The sequence below is a fragment of the Paenibacillus favisporus genome, assembly GCF_040545415.1.
GTDB classification, from domain to species: domain Bacteria; phylum Bacillota; class Bacilli; order Paenibacillales; family Paenibacillaceae; genus Paenibacillus_AQ; species Paenibacillus_AQ favisporus.
Genome location: NZ_JBEPLV010000004.1, coordinates 444125 through 462028, shown reverse-complemented (window position 1 = coordinate 462028; position 17904 = coordinate 444125). Strand labels below are relative to the sequence as shown.

19 protein-coding genes are annotated in these 17904 nt (G+C 52.3%); 1 reads left to right on the top strand and 18 read right to left on the bottom strand.

The features are described 5' to 3' along the window. Positions 1–122: 122 nt before the first annotated feature. The 8 genes from ABID47_RS19925 to ABID47_RS19890 all read right to left on the bottom strand — a co-directional run bounded on the left by ABID47_RS19925 (position 123) and on the right by ABID47_RS19890 (position 6727). Positions 123–1100 (bottom strand): potassium channel family protein, encoded by a 978-nt coding sequence (locus ABID47_RS19925; RefSeq protein WP_354499311.1) that lies wholly within the window; start codon positions 1098–1100, stop codon positions 123–125. A gap of 81 nt (positions 1101–1181) precedes the next feature. Then, positions 1182–1571, bottom strand: a complete 390-nt coding sequence (locus tag ABID47_RS19920) for a DUF350 domain-containing protein (protein WP_116232853.1) — start codon at positions 1569–1571, stop codon at positions 1182–1184. After that, positions 1571–2206, bottom strand: a complete 636-nt coding sequence (locus ABID47_RS19915; RefSeq protein WP_116232854.1) for a hypothetical protein — start codon at positions 2204–2206, stop codon at positions 1571–1573. The genes ABID47_RS19920 and ABID47_RS19915 overlap by 1 nt, the downstream gene beginning before the upstream one ends. Next, on the bottom strand, positions 2207–3400 hold the full coding sequence (locus ABID47_RS19910; protein ID WP_354499308.1) for a glutathionylspermidine synthase family protein: 1194 nt from the start codon (positions 3398–3400) through the stop codon (positions 2207–2209). It abuts the gene before it with no gap. Continuing rightward, the gene (locus tag ABID47_RS19905; protein ID WP_105445735.1) at positions 3397–4092 is read right to left on the bottom strand and encodes a hypothetical protein; all 696 of its coding nucleotides are present in this window, start codon (positions 4090–4092) and stop codon (positions 3397–3399) included. The genes ABID47_RS19910 and ABID47_RS19905 overlap by 4 nt, the downstream gene beginning before the upstream one ends. A 29-nt stretch (positions 4093–4121) precedes the next feature. Beyond that, positions 4122–4337: a hypothetical protein gene (locus ABID47_RS19900; protein WP_076172771.1), complete on the bottom strand. Its 216-nt coding sequence runs from the start codon at positions 4335–4337 to the stop codon at positions 4122–4124. Between the two features lie 473 nt (positions 4338–4810). Further along, positions 4811–5668 (bottom strand): MurR/RpiR family transcriptional regulator, encoded by an 858-nt coding sequence (locus tag ABID47_RS19895; protein WP_116232856.1) that lies wholly within the window; start codon positions 5666–5668, stop codon positions 4811–4813. Between the two features lie 393 nt (positions 5669–6061). Further along, positions 6062–6727 (bottom strand): GntR family transcriptional regulator, encoded by a 666-nt coding sequence (locus ABID47_RS19890; protein ID WP_354499305.1) that lies wholly within the window; start codon positions 6725–6727, stop codon positions 6062–6064. A gap of 172 nt (positions 6728–6899) precedes the next feature. Here ABID47_RS19890 and ABID47_RS19885 point away from each other — a divergent pair, with 172 nt between their 5' ends. Beyond that, a complete protein-coding gene (locus ABID47_RS19885) occupies positions 6900–7427 on the top strand; it encodes a YbhB/YbcL family Raf kinase inhibitor-like protein (RefSeq protein ID WP_354499303.1) in 528 nt (175 codons plus the stop codon). Between the two features lie 411 nt (positions 7428–7838). Here the strand turns inward: ABID47_RS19885 and ABID47_RS19880 are convergent, their stop codons facing one another. From ABID47_RS19880 to ABID47_RS19835, 10 genes are all read right to left on the bottom strand, one after another. After that, positions 7839–8582, bottom strand: coding sequence for a hypothetical protein (locus ABID47_RS19880; RefSeq protein WP_116232860.1), 744 nt, complete (start codon positions 8580–8582; stop codon positions 7839–7841). Continuing rightward, entirely contained in the window at positions 8579–9277 is a 699-nt protein-coding gene (locus tag ABID47_RS19875) for an ABC transporter ATP-binding protein (protein WP_354499301.1), read from the bottom strand. The genes ABID47_RS19880 and ABID47_RS19875 overlap by 4 nt, the downstream gene beginning before the upstream one ends. Next, positions 9255–9671 carry a GntR family transcriptional regulator gene (locus ABID47_RS19870; RefSeq protein ID WP_116232862.1) on the bottom strand — a complete coding sequence of 139 codons (417 nt, stop codon included), beginning with the start codon at positions 9669–9671 and terminating at the stop codon, positions 9255–9257. The genes ABID47_RS19875 and ABID47_RS19870 overlap by 23 nt, the downstream gene beginning before the upstream one ends. Positions 9672–9714: 43 nt before the next feature. Beyond that, entirely contained in the window at positions 9715–10470 is a 756-nt protein-coding gene (locus tag ABID47_RS19865) for an ABC transporter permease (RefSeq protein WP_116232863.1), read from the bottom strand. Beyond that, positions 10463–11440, bottom strand: coding sequence for an ABC transporter ATP-binding protein (locus ABID47_RS19860; protein ID WP_354499298.1), 978 nt, complete (start codon positions 11438–11440; stop codon positions 10463–10465). The genes ABID47_RS19865 and ABID47_RS19860 overlap by 8 nt, the downstream gene beginning before the upstream one ends. 283 nt (positions 11441–11723) lie before the next feature. Beyond that, positions 11724–13067 (bottom strand): glycoside hydrolase family 30 protein, encoded by a 1344-nt coding sequence (locus tag ABID47_RS19855; protein ID WP_354499296.1) that lies wholly within the window; start codon positions 13065–13067, stop codon positions 11724–11726. Positions 13068–13113: 46 nt separating this feature from the next. Further along, entirely contained in the window at positions 13114–14760 is a 1647-nt protein-coding gene (locus ABID47_RS19850; RefSeq protein WP_354499294.1) for a type 2 periplasmic-binding domain-containing protein, read from the bottom strand. Positions 14761–14832: 72 nt separating this feature from the next. After that, on the bottom strand, positions 14833–15717 hold the full coding sequence (locus tag ABID47_RS19845) for a carbohydrate ABC transporter permease (protein WP_089549172.1): 885 nt from the start codon (positions 15715–15717) through the stop codon (positions 14833–14835). Between the two features lie 23 nt (positions 15718–15740). Further along, positions 15741–16730 carry an ABC transporter permease gene (locus ABID47_RS19840; protein ID WP_181909156.1) on the bottom strand — a complete coding sequence of 330 codons (990 nt, stop codon included), beginning with the start codon at positions 16728–16730 and terminating at the stop codon, positions 15741–15743. 128 nt (positions 16731–16858) lie between these two features. Beyond that, positions 16859–17878, bottom strand: coding sequence for a LacI family DNA-binding transcriptional regulator (locus ABID47_RS19835; protein ID WP_105445744.1), 1020 nt, complete (start codon positions 17876–17878; stop codon positions 16859–16861). Between the last annotated feature and the right edge of the window lie 26 nt (positions 17879–17904).

Genomic DNA, 17904 nt, shown 5'->3' with positions numbered 1-17904 from the left:
GCCTCGCCTCTTCGGAATCATTCTACTCCCGCTTATCCCCTTATATCTAAAAAAACCGACAGCCCGCTCTTGCAGGCCATCGGTTCTTTCGGGAAATGATCTCTATCGACCCGTGTTTGGCTTTATTTTCCGGCAATCCGCCGGTACGTCGCCTCATCGGCAACCACATACAGCCTCGCATCGGTCGGGATCGGGTCGCTTAACCGACGGTTGATCGACATGTCGTTCCGGTCGGCCAGCAGGGTGGCGCCCTGCCCTAAAAGAGCCTGAAACGCCTCGCCATAGGTTTTCCAGGCCGGATTGCACGGAACTTCGTAGATATCGTCCCCGTGCTCGCGGCTGATCAACTGGCTGATCACCGCCGGATTCCCCTCCTGCAGCGCAGCCCGCACCGCCAGACTGGAGATCGCATCGTGGGACAGCACGAATTCGTTGACCTGGACAAACCGGAAGTTCTGAATGTGCTTCTCGTGCATGATTTCCACCGTCGTGTGCACCTCGGGCGCGATCCGTTCGATGCTGGAGGCGATCAACAGCGACTTGCCGTCGGTCAGCGATGTTTCCTCGATCCGGGTGTCGGCAAAAATAATGGCTGCCCGCGCCCGCTCAATCCCGGCCTTGATCAGCGTCTCCGCGGACGAAGGATCCCCGCTGACAAAATGCACCTGGTGCATCTGCAGCGCCGGATGGCGGTCCGTCTCATCGACGATGACGATCTGCGCCTTCGGGTCGTACGTGAGAATCTCGTCGATGGCGGACCTCGCCTTTCGGCTCCAATTGATTAAGATGACATGATTGCCTCCGTGAAAATTCAACGTACCCGCCTCCCTTTGGCGCTGAATGCCCGCGATGGAATCGATGATTTTACCGATGACCAAGCTGAGCAGCCCGATACCGAAGATGTATAGAAACAGCGTAAATAGTTTACCGGCTACCGTAGCAGCAAAGAAGTCGCCGTACCCGACCGTGGCCATCGTCGTCATGACCCAGTACAGGGCATTAAACCAGCTGTGAAAGGTAGACGGCTCGAGCAGATAGGCAATTGTTGCGCTCACCGTTACAAAAATAACAATAATCAGGCCAATCGTCGTTTTGCGCATCCGCATCATCCGGGCGGATAGCCGGAGGAAAAAATGCAGCGGTCTCACCCTCTCTTCAGCATGGCAGCTTGATCTACAGCTTTATACAATCAGGCTGCTGATGGCAAAAGCCATGCCGACGAACACCATGGATAAGAGGACGGCGACGGCCGTGTTTCCCTTTTGCAGCTGCTCGGAAATTTTAAAGCCCGGGGTCACCAGTTCAAAGATCCAATACACGGCGACCAGACACACATACCCGACGGCAAACCACATGGCCAAAAACCAAATGGACGTGTTCGTATAAGCCGCCACGCCGAGAATGATGGCCGTCCCCAAAAATTTGCCCCCAAGCGCGATGCCGACGGCCGTATTGCCTTTCTTCAGCTCTTCCATGTCCTTGAACGGCGTCATCCAGCTGAAGATCACCATACCGAGCAGCTGCAGGATGATGATGACGATGACACTGACAACAATATTAACGACGACCATTAACTGGCCCACCCCCTGAATTTTGCGTATGCCGAATCGTAATCGGCGAAATCATGAACTTCCTCGAGTTTGACGGATACTTTCTTCTTCTTCTCCAGTTCCTTGTAACGCGCATCGTCGATCGGCTGCTTGATCCGGTTGCCGGAAGGCAGCTCCACGACCGCAAAGTCCCGCGTCTGATCCTTGTATTTTGTTTGGTATACGCCGACCAGATCGACTTCGGTCGTCACGTTAACTTTCAGATTGGCCAAGTCCTTCTTGGCCTCCTCCTGCGTCTTGAACGTCTTGATCGTGTCCCAGGAGGACAGGCGGACGTCGGTCTTCTGGTTGGCACCGGTCGTCATCTCGGCGTCCATGTACTGCAAAGACCAAATTTTGTCCCCCGTAGCATAGTTGCCGTCGTTAGGCATCAGCTCGTTGTCCGGAAGGACCGTCATGTCGCTGCCGATGAGATCGCCGACCGTTCCTTCGACGATCCGGTAATCCCAAGGCACCCGGGATACGTTCGTATCCTCCGACGTCGACACACTTGTATCGAATACGGAGGGTTCATTCGAAGAGCATCCGCTCAGCAGGAGCGCCGCCAGCAGGAACAGTCCCAGACCCGTCCGGAAGAACTTGTGGTAAGTCTTCATTTATTTCACTCCCATCGCGATAAAATGGCTCGTATTCCCCGTAATCAATCCGCCCGCTCTTCCGAGCAGCCCGCACGGCTGTCCGTTGATCACGAACATACCGGTCAGCAGGTGCCGCGGCCCTGCGGCGGTCTCAATCCGCGGTAGCTCCGCCCGCAGCTGATAGACGGACGGGAACAGGACGCTCGTGTCGAATCCGGCCTCGTCCTGGATATCCATCTCACCTTGTTCATTGAACATCCGCACCGACCCGCCCTCGCGGCCGAACATCGATTTGGACACATAGCTTCCCGAGAACACGGGCTTATTGTAGGTTGGCAAAATATATTTCTCCACCGTCTCCTGCTCCTGTTCGTCAAACAGGAGGCCCAGTTCATACAGACCCCAGGCCGCCGCCAGCAGTCCTTTGGACTGCAGCAGGATGCTGTGCGGTCCGTTAAAAAGCGCAAGCTTGCCGGTCTCGATCGCATAGGCGAGCGCGTCTCCGCCGTCGTCGACGGCCATCCACTCCTTCGGGTACAGCGCGAACATCCGCTTGATTTCCCGGCCCGTCGCGTCCTTGACGATCCCCTCGTCAATCCACAGATCGAGGCAGTCGACGCAGGTCACGGGAAGGCCGCTGTGCTTCACCAGCGCCTCGATCGTTCCCGAGTCCTCGAGGTGGCTGCCGTAGGCGACGCAGGCGGCGGTATCCGGGCGCTCCACCGCCCAAGCGGCCTTCACGAGCTCCTTCATCCGCCCGTTCGGCGTCGAAATTCCCGCTTCGCCGCACAGCCAGGGGGTCGCGATCGACGCTTCCACATAGCCGGTCGGCGTATCGGCGTTCAGCTCATACAGCTTGATGCTTCCGTCATGGCCGACCGCGTAATCGAACCGGGCATAGCGGCTGATCAGACCTTTTTCGGGAATCGGACAGTCGTCCAGCATATCCCACAAAATCTGCGGAATGCCGATCAGCTCATACAGGTCGCGGCGCTTGTGCACATAGCGGACCGTCTTGTCGAGCACGCCCCACAGCCTCGAGGAGGCCTCCTCGAGTTCGCGGTACGTCTCCCCGTTCATGACGACGATCTGGTCCAGCCAGTACTCCTCGTCCTCCAGATCGGCCCAGGCAAAGCCCAGCTGCCGCAGCTGCTCCACCCGCTCCGCGCGTTCGCCGGTTCCCGGGGCAAGCACCTCAAATACGCTGCTCATCCGCCAAAACCGCCGCTTCTGGAGCTGGAGTGGGAGCTCGAAGAGGAGCTGAATCCGCTTGACTTGCCGCCGATGCTGCCGGACGAAGACGACGTTCCTCTCCGGGTGATCGACCCGGTCGAAGTCGACGTTTTCGGGCGCACCGTCGAGCCGACGACAGGCTTGTTCTGGAACGTGCCGCTGGTATAGGACCGCGGCTTATACGTTTGGCTGGTGCCGGTGTAGTACGTCGGCCGGCCGTTGTAATAGTTGGTGGTAGAATAACTGGATCCGCTGTTGAACAGCATGTGGTACAGCAGCAGGTCATCCCAGCCGAATCCGGAATGAGCCGAGCCGTAATTGTTAATGACGGTCGTTCCGCCGCCCGACGATCCGGAGCCTGTCGACGCCGATTGCCCCTCCTTGTCTTCCTCCGGCTGCTCCTTAAGCGGAATGTTCCAGTCCGCGTTTTTATCAAAATACTGTTTTACTTCCTCTGTCGACCAGGAGACCAGGATCGGTTCATCCGCCGCGGTCTGGTCACCTGATGTATTGGCCGACGCTCCGGCCGCTGTCGCTCCCGGGATCAGAAAGGCATTGGCCAGCAGCGCTACGCCCAGGGACGTGGACAATACCCGGGCTGCCTTCCCTTCAACCGGAAACCGTCTTGATCCGGATTCGTCGCTCCGCTTTGCCTTTTCTTCGTTTGCCATGATCGCATCTCCTTTCGCCGAGTTCCCTGTTACTCGTTTCGTATCTGCACCAGCAAAAGCTCAAGCTTGCCGGTATCGACATTCAGCCTTCCCTCAATCGTTTCGTATTCCTTGCCGCCGACGACGATATAGTTGACATGCTCCAGCGCAGCCACCATATTCATGCCCCATCTGCGCTCTTCCATCGTCCGCAGGCTGCCGTTTGACATCTTCTCGACCAAAATGACATCCATCTCATTTCCCATTTTCGTTACACCCCTTATTTCATTGCTTTGTACTTTACAGCTTTTTTTTACGTCGGATCTTCCAGCGGGTTCCAAATGATTTTCACTTCCGACTATGACAGGATGTACATATCCTCCCAAAACGCTCTCCATTCAAGCCTTGATGGCATTTTGTCAAATTTAAGTATAATTTGTCTGCTGTCGGAGGGAAACCAAAAGTTTGAAGTTTTTCCTGTTTTCCGTATCTTACCTGCCGAAGCGATTGGAGAAGTTGCAGTACGGTCAAATGATTCAGGGCATCGAATACAGCACTCGTGATGGAATAGAAAGTCGGTAGCGAGTCTTTTTGCCCGTGATAAAAGGCTGCCCCGGATTAAACGGAGCAGCCTTTTGCCGCAGCGTTACTCTTATACGTATTGGGCCTGTCCCCGCGGGTGCGGACGCAGTCAAGCCCGGAATGGCACGCTTCAACCGGGTCCCAAGCTCCCCTGAGCTCAGCCTCCCTTTTGCTTCGTCTTGTTGATCATCGCGCGGCTCTTCTCCAGGTAGTCCACCGACTGGTCATAGCTGCGGCTGGCGACACCCAGGTACAGCATGTCGATGATGTTCAGCTGGGTGATCCGGGAGGCGGTCGCCCCGCTGCGGATATCGTTTTCGGTCGATGATGTGTACAGCTGGATGTCGGCAATCTCGCTCAGCGGCGAGTTTCCGTATTTCGTAATGCAGATCGTCACCGCCCCCGCCTCCTTGGCGGCTTTCATACCGGAGATGACATAGTCCGTTTTGCCGGAATACGAAATGCCGACGGCGGCATCCCGCTCCGTGAGCAGCACCGAAGAGGTCAGCTGCAGATGCGGGTCGGCAAACGAAAAGCTTGGCTTGTTGATCCGCAGAAACTTGTGCTGCGCATCTTGGGCAATGAGGTTCGAGGCGCCGATCCCGAAGAAAAAAATCCGCTCCGCCCGGCCGAGCGCCTCGATCGCCCGTTCAACCATGTGCTTGTCCAGCACCTTAACCGTGTTGCGGATCGACTGAATATTGTTATTCGTCACATTATGAATAATGGCATCCACCGAGTCATGCGGGCGGATCTCCTGATACCCTCCGGGCTCCTCCTGGCCTTCCTGCAGATCGCCCGCCACCTTGAGCATCAGCTCCTGGTAGCTCTTAAATCCGGCCGATTTGCACAGTCTGACGACGGCGGCCTGGCTTCCCCCGCTCCGGCGGGACAACTCGGCGATCGAAAGCCCGATCATCTCGCCCGGGTGCTGCAGAATAAAATCGGCCACCTTGCGCTCCGATGGTGTAATGTCATCCAGAATTTCCCGCAGTCGGACAATTCCTCCGTTCATGTCATTCCTCACTTTCGCTGGCTCGAAAATATAGATCCGTTATGATCCGCTGATCTTCACAAAACTGGAAAATGTTCACAGACCTTATCCCTCTATTTTAAAGGAATCATACTCCCGAGATAAAGTGATTTTTTAAAGATATCCGTACGCATCCGAGGTTCCTCCATCTCCGAGATCCGGCCTGGTTGTCGCCCGATGAGTCTGATGGCAGAATACACCTGATTTTACCAGCGTGGTTTGGAACGGGCTGAGCCAAGAGAAAGGTGAGATGAGGTGAGGTGAGATGAGTTGAGATGAGTGTAGACATCATTAAAAAAGGAGCCGTTTGCCATAGCGCAGACTGCTCCTTTTTTGATTTCAGAAAGGATACGTGGCCGTTTGAAGGGTATCCGCTTATCGATGGTCAAACAGGATATCCGCAGTGAGTTGGATGTGCGCCTTAAAAATCTCGACGGCACGATCGCCGTCACGGCTTACTACGGCATCCGCTAATGCCTTATGTTCGGCGCGGCCATCACGAACGGACTGCTGCGGAGGTGAATAATGCCGATAAAATTCGCTTAAATCCCACAAGCGTCTGCAAATATCCAGAAGCACCGGATTGGGACATGCAGCAATAAGTTCGTAATGAAATTGACGGTGAATGTCGGACCACTCTTCGCGAACGACGAGCTTTGGATGACCATCCTCGTACTCGGGTGTTTGCGATAGTTTATGGTGAACAGCGATGACATTGGATTCCCATGTGAGATCGCCGTTAGCGATGGACAGGCGCAAGGCTGCGGATTCATTGATCGACCGCGCTTCTATGATGCTTTTCAGTTCTTCTTCCGACGCCGTCTTCACGGAAAATCCGTGATTCGGGTTCTGTATGACGAGGCCTTGGGTCGCTAAACGGGTCAGCGCTTCCCGAACGACGGCAACCGAGACTTCGAAACCTTTGGCTAATTCCGAAACGGTTAATGGAGCGCCCGGTTCATATTGTCCGTCCAAAATATCATACCTCAGTTTTTTTGTGACATTTTCACTTAAAGTGGACGAACCGTTTCTTTTGGCCATGAAGCCGACACCATCCTTTATACATATCGGGATTGTACACGTTTAAATAATTTACACCGAAACCCACAAAAAAACAAGAAATAAATCGATAATACATACACAAAACGATTTCTATTTACAGAATCGATTCTTGTGTATATAATCGACTCATACAAAAAAGGAGGAGTTTACAATGAACAACAACCCATTTGCCAAATTGCCGGAAGTTGAAGCCTTTCGGTTAACGAGTAATGATATTGCGGAGGGCCTTCCCCTTCCTCCCCAGCAATACGCGTCTGGAGTGGAGGGCGGTAAAGATCTATCGCCCCATTTGAAATGGTCCGGTGCGCCCGAAGGAACGAAGAGCTACGCCGTAACCGCATATGACCCGGATGCCCCGACCGGATCGGGCTTCTGGCACTGGGCCGTCATCAACATCCCTGCCAATGTCACCGAGCTGCCGACTGGCGCAGGCGACGAGCATGGCAGCGGTTTGCCGCAAGGCGCCCTGCAGCTGCCGAACGATGCCCGGCTCGAACGGTTTATCGGTGCGGCGCCTCCAGCGGGACATGGTCCGCATCGGTATTATTTTGTCGTTCATGCGCTGGATGTCGAGGATATCGGCGTTGACCGCAGCGCGACGCCGGCCGTCTTAGGATTCACCATGCTGGGTCATACGCTGGGGAGAGCCGTGCTCGTGGCGACAGGGGAAAACAAGTAACCCAAACCGTTTGTCGATGGAATGAAAAGAGAGTTTGTTTGTGTTGTTGCCGGTATAGAGCATCGAGGCAGGAACGGCACGACAAATGCACCGAGCGAAGCCGAGTTAAGTACGGAGGTGGCTGTGAGATTGAACGATCCAATTCATCCAAGCATATGCCCCCTGTGCCATCAGCCAATTAAAGATTTGAAGCACACGATCATATGCGGCTGCGGGAGCAAAATTAAAAACACCATCAAATTCAAATAACCCCGTAAGCAAAAAAGGTACCCGTACATTAAACACTTTTTGAAGTGTCAGTGTACGGGTACCTTTTAAGTTCCCTAACCTTTCTTTCTGTAGCAAACGGCGGCACGGTTTACCCCTGCGTTCGGTCTTCAACCTGACGCCGCTCAAGGCCAGCCCTTTTCCTTATCTCGCTTCAATCTTTTTCTCTATACACCATTTGATCACGTACAAAAAGGCGACGCACAGCAGCCCCTCAAACACGATGGAGCCCCAGGTTTGCCAGGCAGACAGGAGACCCGGCAGCTCCCGGGCCAACACGCCGGACTGAGAGCTCCACTCCAGATCCACGCTTCCGAACAACGCGGACGAATCCTGGCCGAACAGAAAGTCTTCAACATAAGACAGGACGATGGTCAGGACGATAAAAATCAGCAGTCCGATCCAAAACACGCCTTTGGTCACCAGGCTGCGCGCCAAGGCGATCGTCACATAAAAGGTTAAAAAGCCGTATACGAGCAGAAACAGATATTCGACAACGATCAGCACGATGGCCCAGACCGGAATCTGGCCGGCCCAGCTGAATCCGCCCCCTAAGTTGACCACCATATAGGCAGTGAATGCCGCGCCAATTACGGTCAGCACCAGCGAGTTCAGCAGTCCGTACAGCAGGGAAGCTCCCACGTAAGACAAGGCACCTACCGGTACGAGCCGGCGGCTGACCGTGGTGATGTTGTAGTCGAACACACGGAGGCTGGAAATGAAGTAAATCACCGCGACTGCGCCGAAGAACAGAACCGAGAGGACAATTTTCACTTCATCCGTAGCCCTGGACCAGAGGAGGACGAACTCGCACAGGAGGAGAATCGCCATTCCGCCGAGCAGCAGCGTCGCGTTGCGCTTTAAATCGTATTTTAACAGCTTGATCATTCGCCAAACACCTCTTTAAACAGATCGTCAATGCCTTTTCCACGGTTGATGCGGATGCTCTCGACTTCCTCGTGCAGGACGATGACGCCGTCTTGGATAAACATGACTTCATCAAAAATCCGCTCCATATCGCGCACCAGATGCGTGCTGACAATCAGGCTGCTGTCTTCGCTGTAGAAGCGGACGATCGCGTCCAGAATTTTACCCCGGGCCACCGGATCCACGCCGCCGATCGGCTCGTCGAGCAGATACAGGTTCACTTGGCGGGAGAGGGCCAGCGTCAGCTGCAGCCGTTCGCCCATGCCCTTGGAAAGGGAGCTGACCCGGTCGTTCTCCTTCAAATTCATAAAGTCGAGCATCTCGCGCGCCTTTTCCAAGTCGAAATCATCATAGAAATCCCGGTAAAAAGCAACCGCATCCTTCACCCGCATCCAGCTCTCCGTCAGCGGAAGGTCCGGCATATAAGAGATCAGGCTGCGCGTCTCCTTGCCCACCGGCTTGCCCAGCACGGAAATGCTTCCCGTCGTAGGCGGCGTCAGCCCGGCGGCGATTCGCATCAGCGTGCTCTTCCCGCTGCCGTTCGACCCGAGCAGGCCGACGATCCGTCCCGTTCCGATGCGCAGTGACACGCTGTTCAGAGCCAGCTTGCCTCCGTATTTCTTGGATACGCCGTCAACTTTGAGCAGTGTTTCCACCCTTAGCCCCCTCCTTTACGCTTTGCTTTCGGTCCTCCGCGACCGCCTCGCTTACGATGGAGACGATGTCTTGATTTTTGAACCCCAGCTCCTGCATGCCATGGATAAACTGGTGAAGCAATTCGCCCGCCATTTCCTTTTTAATCGCCATAATCTTCGATTCCTCGCTTGTCACATATCTTCCCAGCCCGCGCCGGGTCTCTACGACTTCCTCGCGTTCCAGCTCCTGAAACGTGCGCTGGATCGTGTTCGGGTTGATCTGCAGGTCGGCCGCCAGTTCCCTTACGGAAGGAATTTTATCGCCCGGCTGCAGAATGCCTGAGACAATTTGTCTCTTGATATGGTTCATGATTTGCAGATAGATCGGCAAATTGTTGTCGAATTCAATACTCACTTCAGGACAGACTCCTTTCGCCGTCAGCTTACGTTCCCGCGCATCAGGCTATATCACGTTTCTTAAACGTAACAAAGCTGGCGACAAGAAACAAGACGAGATATGCCGCCAGAACGGCGATGGAAAAGCCCAGGCTCATCCCCTGGATCGGTGCGTGACCGCCCTGACTGTACACCGACAGGTCTGCGTTCGGGAACAGCACGTATTTATAGAAGCTTTTCGGAATAACGATTCCGCTGAACATCACCGAGGCCATGCCTACGCCCATCGCGGCTCCCGTCGACCGGGTCAGCACCCCCATCATAAAGGCAAGCGTCATGAAAATGATGCTGTACACCAGCGTGCTGCCTCCGGCCACCAGCACATCCCGCCAGCCGGCTTCCCCTGCATCCGTGCCGAAGAAGAACGCACCCGCTGCAAAGCTCAGCACCGTCAACCATACGGCCAGCGACAGTGTAAACAGGACGGCCGCCGTGTACTTGGATGCCAGAACTGCGGACCGGCTCTGCCCGCGGATCAGCAGGAACTTGATCGTTCCTTGGTTGTGCTCCCCGGATACGATGCCGGCCGTGAAGATGATCGCCAGCATGGCCGTCATTTGGCCAAAGCCGTTCATACCCGCCATCAACACCGTATAATCCAGGGCGCTCGCCCCTGTCATCATCTCGCCACCCCAACGCTTCAGAATCCAGCCCAGGGCGATCGCGGCCACCGCAGCGATGGCATAAGGAATGAAGAAGCTGCGCTTCTTGGCCATCTTGAGCCATTCGTTGACCACCAGTAAAGAAAAACTACGCAATTTGGTTTCCTCCCGTCCATTTCAGGAATTCGTCTTCTAGGGACTGCTTGAGCTCGGTAATGAGGTAAATCGGGATCCGGCCGGTGCCCAGCCGCTCCACTACCCCCGGAATGTTCTTGTACTGCAAGGAAAGTATCAGCTCGCTTTGTTCCGGGTTCACCGCGAGTACCTCGGCCAGATCCAGCCCTTCGAGCAATCTCTTGGCCTCTTCGAGGCGGCCGACGCGGAACATGACGCGAATGGCTTCCTGCTGCCCCGGCTGCTCCGCTTCCCCGCTGCCTCCGCCAATAGAGCGGACCGTCACCAGCTTGCCGTCTTGAATGACGACGACCCGGCTGCACAGCTGCTCCATTTCAAGCAGGAGGTGACTCGACACCAGAATGGAGATGCCTTCTTCGCGGGCGATATTTTTGAGATAGTCGCGCATCTCGCGGATGCCCGCCGGATCCAGGCCGTTCGTCGGCTCATCCAGAATCAGGACCGACGGCTCATGCAGCAGCGCCTGGGCGATACCGAGCCGCTGGCGCATGCCGAGCGAGTAGGCTTTGACCTTCTTCTTCATGGCCTGCTCCAGCCCTACGAGCCGGACAACCTCGTCGATCCGCTCCCGGCTGATCCAGGGATTCATCCGCTGGTACTGCTTCAAATTATCGTATCCGGTCATATACGGGTAGAACTCCGGGTTCTCGATAATTGCCCCGATATGGCGGATCGCCTGCTTCCAGTCGCGGCGGATGCTGCTCCCGCGGACCAGCACATCCCCTTCCGTCATCCCGATCAATCCGGCGATCATGCGGATGGTTGTCGTCTTGCCCGCACCGTTGGGCCCCAGCAGGCCTACCACTTCGCCTTTATGCACATCAAAAGAAAGCTGGCTGACGATCCACTTGCTTCCGATCCGTTTCGATACCCCTTGGAGTGAAAGAACCGGCGCATCGGCGTCCGCCTGCATATTTGTTCGATGGTTCATGCTTACAACTCCCTTGTATTAGTGTTATAGTTGTATAGTACACTAGAACATTGAGGTTGTAAAGCCCAATCATTTGGTTTCGGGGTGAATTTTCTCTGTGTCATCCCAACCAAGCCGCGTAGTTTGTAGGAAAATTTGAGTTAAAAAAAATCGGCGATCACTCTCCGGTTGGATACCGGGAAGCGATCGCCGTGCAGCGTAATCCTCTTTTATGCTTTTCAATCGGTGCTGGCCGTTTTCTCATGTAACAGCTGGTTTTTTTATAAAACGGCCCCTCTACTAGTTACGCTTCAAACATGACCGTTAAAGCGCTCTTGGGCGGCATCTCAAGCTGCAATGCCTCTTTTCCGTGCAGCTGAACAGCTACACTCTCCGATGCTTCGCTGTCGTTAAACATAACGGCTGCAATAGATCCATCCGTATTTTTAAAGGCAACGGAGCGGATCAGATCATTGCTGGTCGAAGCAATACGACGCGCTTTCGGACGGATCCCCTTGCTGAAATGCGCCAGCGCATAGTAGTCCAGCGTATAGGTTAGTTCCTTCGTCTGTTGATTCACGGTCACAATACCGCGACAGGTGCTTGTACCAAAGCCGGGTACGGTAGGGCCATTCTTCTCATCCAGTGCCATATTCCACAAGACGTAAGACTTGCTGTGATTGCGGAGAATCTCGATACCTGTCCGCATGACATTCGAGAAGGCTTGCTCAAACGGCGGAATCCACTCCCCGCCTGATCCTTCCGTAAAATGAACCTCTTTATCAGGGAAAGCTTCGAATACGTCCGATTGGGCTGACGGCTTACCGCCGTACCAGTGCCAAGCGACGCCATCCACCGCATCTCCGGCCTGCTCCAACACCGTCAGCGGGTAGTCGGGTTTATCCCAATTATGATCATAGCAGAGGATTTTCGTATCGATATGATTCTTTACGAATTGCGGCTTCAGGTGATTCTTAATGAAATCACTTTGTGCCTCAGGCAGCATGATCATGCCGGGATAATGACCTGGTGAATACAAGGCCTCATTTTGCGGTGTCACCGCATAGATAGGCAGACCTTTAGATGCATACTCTTGAATGTAACAAACGAAATAATTGGCATAAACCGAATAGCACTCTTGCTTCAGCTCTCCGCCGATCATCGACCCGCTAGTCTTCATCCAGCCAGGCGGACTCCAAGGCGAACCCATCAGCTTGATATCCGGATTCAAGCGCAGCGCTTCCTGCAGGAGTGGAATAATATCATCCTCATCGTGTGCAATGGAAAACTGCTTCAGCTCCATATCGGACTGGCCTTCCGGCAGATCATTATAGCTGTAGAAGTCGCGTGCATAATCAGATGCGCCCATGGGCTGGCGCAGTACCGACAAACCAATCCCTTCCTTCGGATCGAACAATTGGGTCATAAGCTCCGAGCGCTGCTCGGCCCCCAGTACTTGATGAATCAGATAAGCCGCGGAATCCGTGAAGGACGCGCCAAAGCCATCCATCTCCTGATACGTCTGCTTCTCATCGATCACAACCGTATTCAGCCGTGCAGTGGGAGATACAGGCGTAAGCTCCTCCTTGGTTTTCTTAATGAATAATTCCTCTTCCCCATTCGACTGGTAGATTGTCATGTTCAGCATGTTGTTCCCTCCAGATTTCTATATATCGTTTCCTATCCGTGAACGCTTATTTCAGCCCAAGCTTTTCTTTGTTCGCTTTCATCTTCTCATTGCGAACTTCCACGATTTTGTCCCAATTGTTACTGTCCAGGAACTTTTTGTATTCATTTAAGAGGCTATCGAACGCAGCATCATCCTTCGAACGAATCATACTGATGAGTGTTGAATTCCATTTCGTATTGATTGCGGCCAAAGAACGCGCTTCCGGTGTGCCTTGGTCAGGGTTGATATTCTCCAGAATAAAGTGTGGTACCAGCTTCCCTTTACCCCATTCCTGCATTTGCTTGATGGCATCCGGGAATGCGTCACCACTGAGCGCTTTGTGGCGGTCATGGCCAAAGAACATGAATTCGCCCATGCGGTAATCCTTTTTAAAAGAATCCGGGTTATTCAACTGAAGCTCCTTCACAGCAGGCAGAAACTCGACCTTTCCATCCGCGTTCACTTTATAGGTCTCGCCTTCAATACCATAGTTCATCAACATTTGTCCTTCTTCGCTTAACAAGTAGGTGAAGAGCTGAATCGATTTAGCGGGATCCACATTTTTTTTCGTAATAAAGCTGATCATCCAACCTGTGATCCCGGATTGGTTCAGTGTCGGTGAATGCCCGACCGTGCTTTGGGGGCCGTCAATCGCGATATACTCTTTGCCTTTATTATTACTGTAGAAGCTTTGCAGGTTGCCGCCCTGCTGCGGTGTTCCATCCAGCAAAATGGTTGCATATTTGCCGGCCTTGACCTTTTCTTCAAAAGCTGTTCCGTCATCGGCAAAGCTGTCATCGCTGATCGCCCCGGCTCTGTATACGGAATTAAGCGTCTTTACCCAGGTTAAATAGTCTTCATCGAGGTTACGGTTATAAAATCCGCCATTGTTGTCTTCCAGCGGCACGCCGATGAAGTCCTGAAGCGTATCGCCAAGCGATCCTGTTCCTTCACCAATGGAGTTGAACCCGAATGGAATCAGCTCAGGGAATTTATTTTTGATATCCTGGAGGACAGCCTGAAATTGTTCTGGTGTGCCCATGACCGGCTTACCCAAGGCTTCGTAAACATCCTTACGGATGATAAATGCCGTTTTCGCAGGAATATTGCCGCTGTCATAGTCCTTTTGTGTATTGGAATAGTTCGGATATCCGTAGGTTTTGCCGTCCTTGAGCTGGAACCATTTGAGTGTGTCTTGTGCAGCGACTTTATTGAAGTAGGGATCATATTTCTCAGCCAGATCATTTAACGGCAGCGCCCATGTGGCCGCTTTTTGCACCACCGGGGAGTTGGAGTCGAACGTTGTGATCAAATCCGGCATTTCCCCGCCGGCAAAAAACGTGTTCAATTTGGTATCGTCACCCGTGATGAACTTGATATTGATATTCAGATCTTCCTTGATTTTCTTGGTGACAACGTCCTTGCCGAAATCCGTATTCCACCAATCCGCATTGACATACCAAGTCAGGTTGGTTACCTCTTCTTTTTTATCCAGCTTCCAGGCAGGAGTCTCGGCATCCGGTGTATAACGGTCTTCGATCGAAACCCAATTCTCCTTCTTTGAGCCGGACTTGCCGCCCGATCCGCTGCAGCCACTCACAACCAATACAACACTCATCAATACAGTAAACAGTGTGAGTCCTTTCTTTCCAAAAGCTTTGTTCGCAAACATCCTGTACCCTCCCTTTTAATTAAAGCGCTTTCCTGATAGAGCCTGTGTCTTTACAGCCAGCTTCTTGTCCACTTATTCTTTGACTGCCCCAAGCATCATCCCCGAGATAAAATATCTTTGCAATATCGGATACATCACAACAATCGGCAGTGTTGTTACGACGATTGTTGCTAGTTGGACCCCTTTCGTGGTGGTTTGAATCGCTACCGAACCGATATTTTGCATCGATTGCGTCTGAGACTGCACAATAATTTCATACAGCATCATCTGTAAGGGATATAGCGATTGATCGGTGATATACAGTTTCGTGGTCATAAAATCGTTCCATTGCCCTACCCCGTTAAACAGGGCGATTGTGGCCATGGCCGGCATAGAAAGAGGAATGAATATGCTCAGAAAAACTCTCCAGTCGCCACCGCCGTCGATCTTGGCCGACTCTTCCAGCGAATCCGGCACATTGCGGAAGAAATTCATCAGAATGATGACATCATAGAAGCTTAAGAGAGCCGGAATAATATAAACCCAGAAGGTGTTTAGCAGGCCCAAGCTTTTAATCAATAAGTAGGTCGGAATCATACCGCCCGAGAAAAACATGGTGATGACACCCATCGCAACGTAGAACTTGCGCCCGCGGACGTATTTTTTGCTCAGACCGTAACCAACCATGGCACAGAAGAATACATGGGTGATAACCCCGATCACGGTTTTGGCAACCGAGATGAAAAAGGCCTGCCATATGCCTGTATCCCTGAACACAGCCTGATAATTCTCAAGCGATAATTCCTTAGGCCAGAAAATAAACCCGCCCTCGGCAAGGGCTCTGCCCGAACTGAAGGATGAAACGACAACGTTCCATAACGGAACGACAATAATAATCGTAAATACAACCAATAGGATGATGTTGATCGTATCAAAGATCTTGCTATCGAGATCCCCTTTTGCTGCTTTCAAATTCACCGTAATGCCTCCTCCTGCTTGGCCTATAGAACGGATTGATTATCATTTAGTTTGCTGGTCACCTTATTAGCCGTAACGAGCAGAATGACTGATATGATGGATACACCCAAACCAACCGCGGTGGCATAAGAGAAATCCCCTTGCGTCATCCCCATCCGGTACACGTACGAGTTAATGACTTCTGCCTTTTCCCGGTTCTGTGAATTCATGAGCACCAAGGTTTGATCCAAATTCGACCCCAATAAACCGCTTACAGTCAGGATCAGATTTAAGCTGATAATCATCTTCATGTTAGGCAGTGTGATGTTCCAGATTTGTCTGAGGCGACTCGCACCATCGATTTTTGCGGCCTCATAGTAGGTAGGATCAATCTTGGACATGACCGCCAAGTACAGAATCGTCCCCCATCCAGCTTCTTTCCAGATGTCCGATAAGGTCGCAATCCACCAATACTTGCTCGGGTCGAGCAAAATGTTTTGCGGCTGCGAGATCAGCCCTAAGCCAAGCAGCACTTCGTTAAGTAAACCGGAGGTGGAGAACCAGGTAATGAGCATTCCGCCCAGCACGATCCATGACAAGAAGTGAGGCAGATACGAAATGGTCTGTACGAACTTTTTGAACCGGCCTATGCTAACCTCGTAAATCATAATGGCCAGAATGATCGGAATGACAAAGCCCACCGCCAATTTTAAAAAGCTGATGCCCAGCGTGTTGACTACGGAATCCCAAAAATACTTGTCCGATATAATAATTTTGAAATTGTCCAGGCCAACCCACGGGGCGGAATCCAGCGTATCAATGACGGTGTAATTTTTAAAAGCAATGGATAAACCATAGATCGGTATGTAGCAAAAAATGAACATAAAGATAATACCCGGAAGAATCATCGATTGAAGCTCCCATTGCCGCCTGAAATCAATGAAAAATTCCTTGATTCTCTGCCCTCGCGGCTTCTTTCCGGTTGATTGAACCGGGCCTGTGCCGGTTGGCTGAACTAAAACTGTTTTGCCCACCTGGTAAGCCTCCTTTGATCACAAAATGACAGACTTAAATAAAAACGTTTTTATTTTTTGGCAAAAAACATCCTCCTATGTGGTATCATTTTTAAAAAAAGAATCGGAATAATCATCAGCCCTTTCACTTAAACCGGTTTATTCCGACTGATCTTCACATGACTGGTGCCGCGAACGACAAGCTCCCCAGGCAATTTCTGAGTCTTGCCTTGCTCTTTCTTCTGAATCATGCGAACCAGGTGATCCACTGCCAGAATGCCTTGTCTGGCAATCTGATTGCGTACGGTCGAGAGAGGCGGTGTAAAATACTGTGCAATATCAATATCATCGAAGCCCACGACGCTTATATCTTGGGGAACCTCGTATCCCAGAGATTTCAGGGCCCGGATACAACCGATGGCACTCACGTCGTTACCGGCAAGAAAAGCATCCGGCACTTTGTCGGGGTGCAGGTGAAGAAAGGATTTCACAGCGTTATAGGAGCCTTCTTCCTCAAAATAACCTTGCAGGATATAGTCTCCATCGATGGGAAACTGACACTCGCGCAGTGCAGCCAGATATCCTTCTTTCCGCTGAACGCTGTCAAACATCGTATCCACGCCGGAAATATAGGCAATCTTCTTATGCCCCAGGCTGATCAGATATTTCGTCGCTTCATAACCGGCCTCATAGGAGTCGAAAATGATGCTGCCCATCGTTTCTTTCTGAATCTCGCGATCCAGGAACACGGCATTGATCTTGTCCTTCTCCATAGCGGCGATGTCTTTATCGTCGATCCTCAACTCTTCGAATATGATGACGCCATCCACCCGGCCGCCCATAATATTGCTCATAATAACCTGCTTATCCTTCGTAATAAACACATTCAATCCGTAACCCAAACGGTCGCATTCATGTGACATCGACTCAACCAGTGTGTAGAAGTAGGGCCCTGCCACGCTTGTTGTAAAGAAGCCAAGCATCTTGGTCTTCCCCGACTTCAGCAGCTTCCCGTTCAGGTTCGGTACATAATTTAATTGTTCTGCCACCTTCAGAACATGTGATTTGGTCTCCGGAGTCAATACATCCACGTCATTCAACGCATTCGAAACCGTAGAAATGGAAACTCCGGCCGCTTTAGCCACATCCTTGATCGTTACCTTACCCATATAACCATTCTTCCTTTGCTATAAAA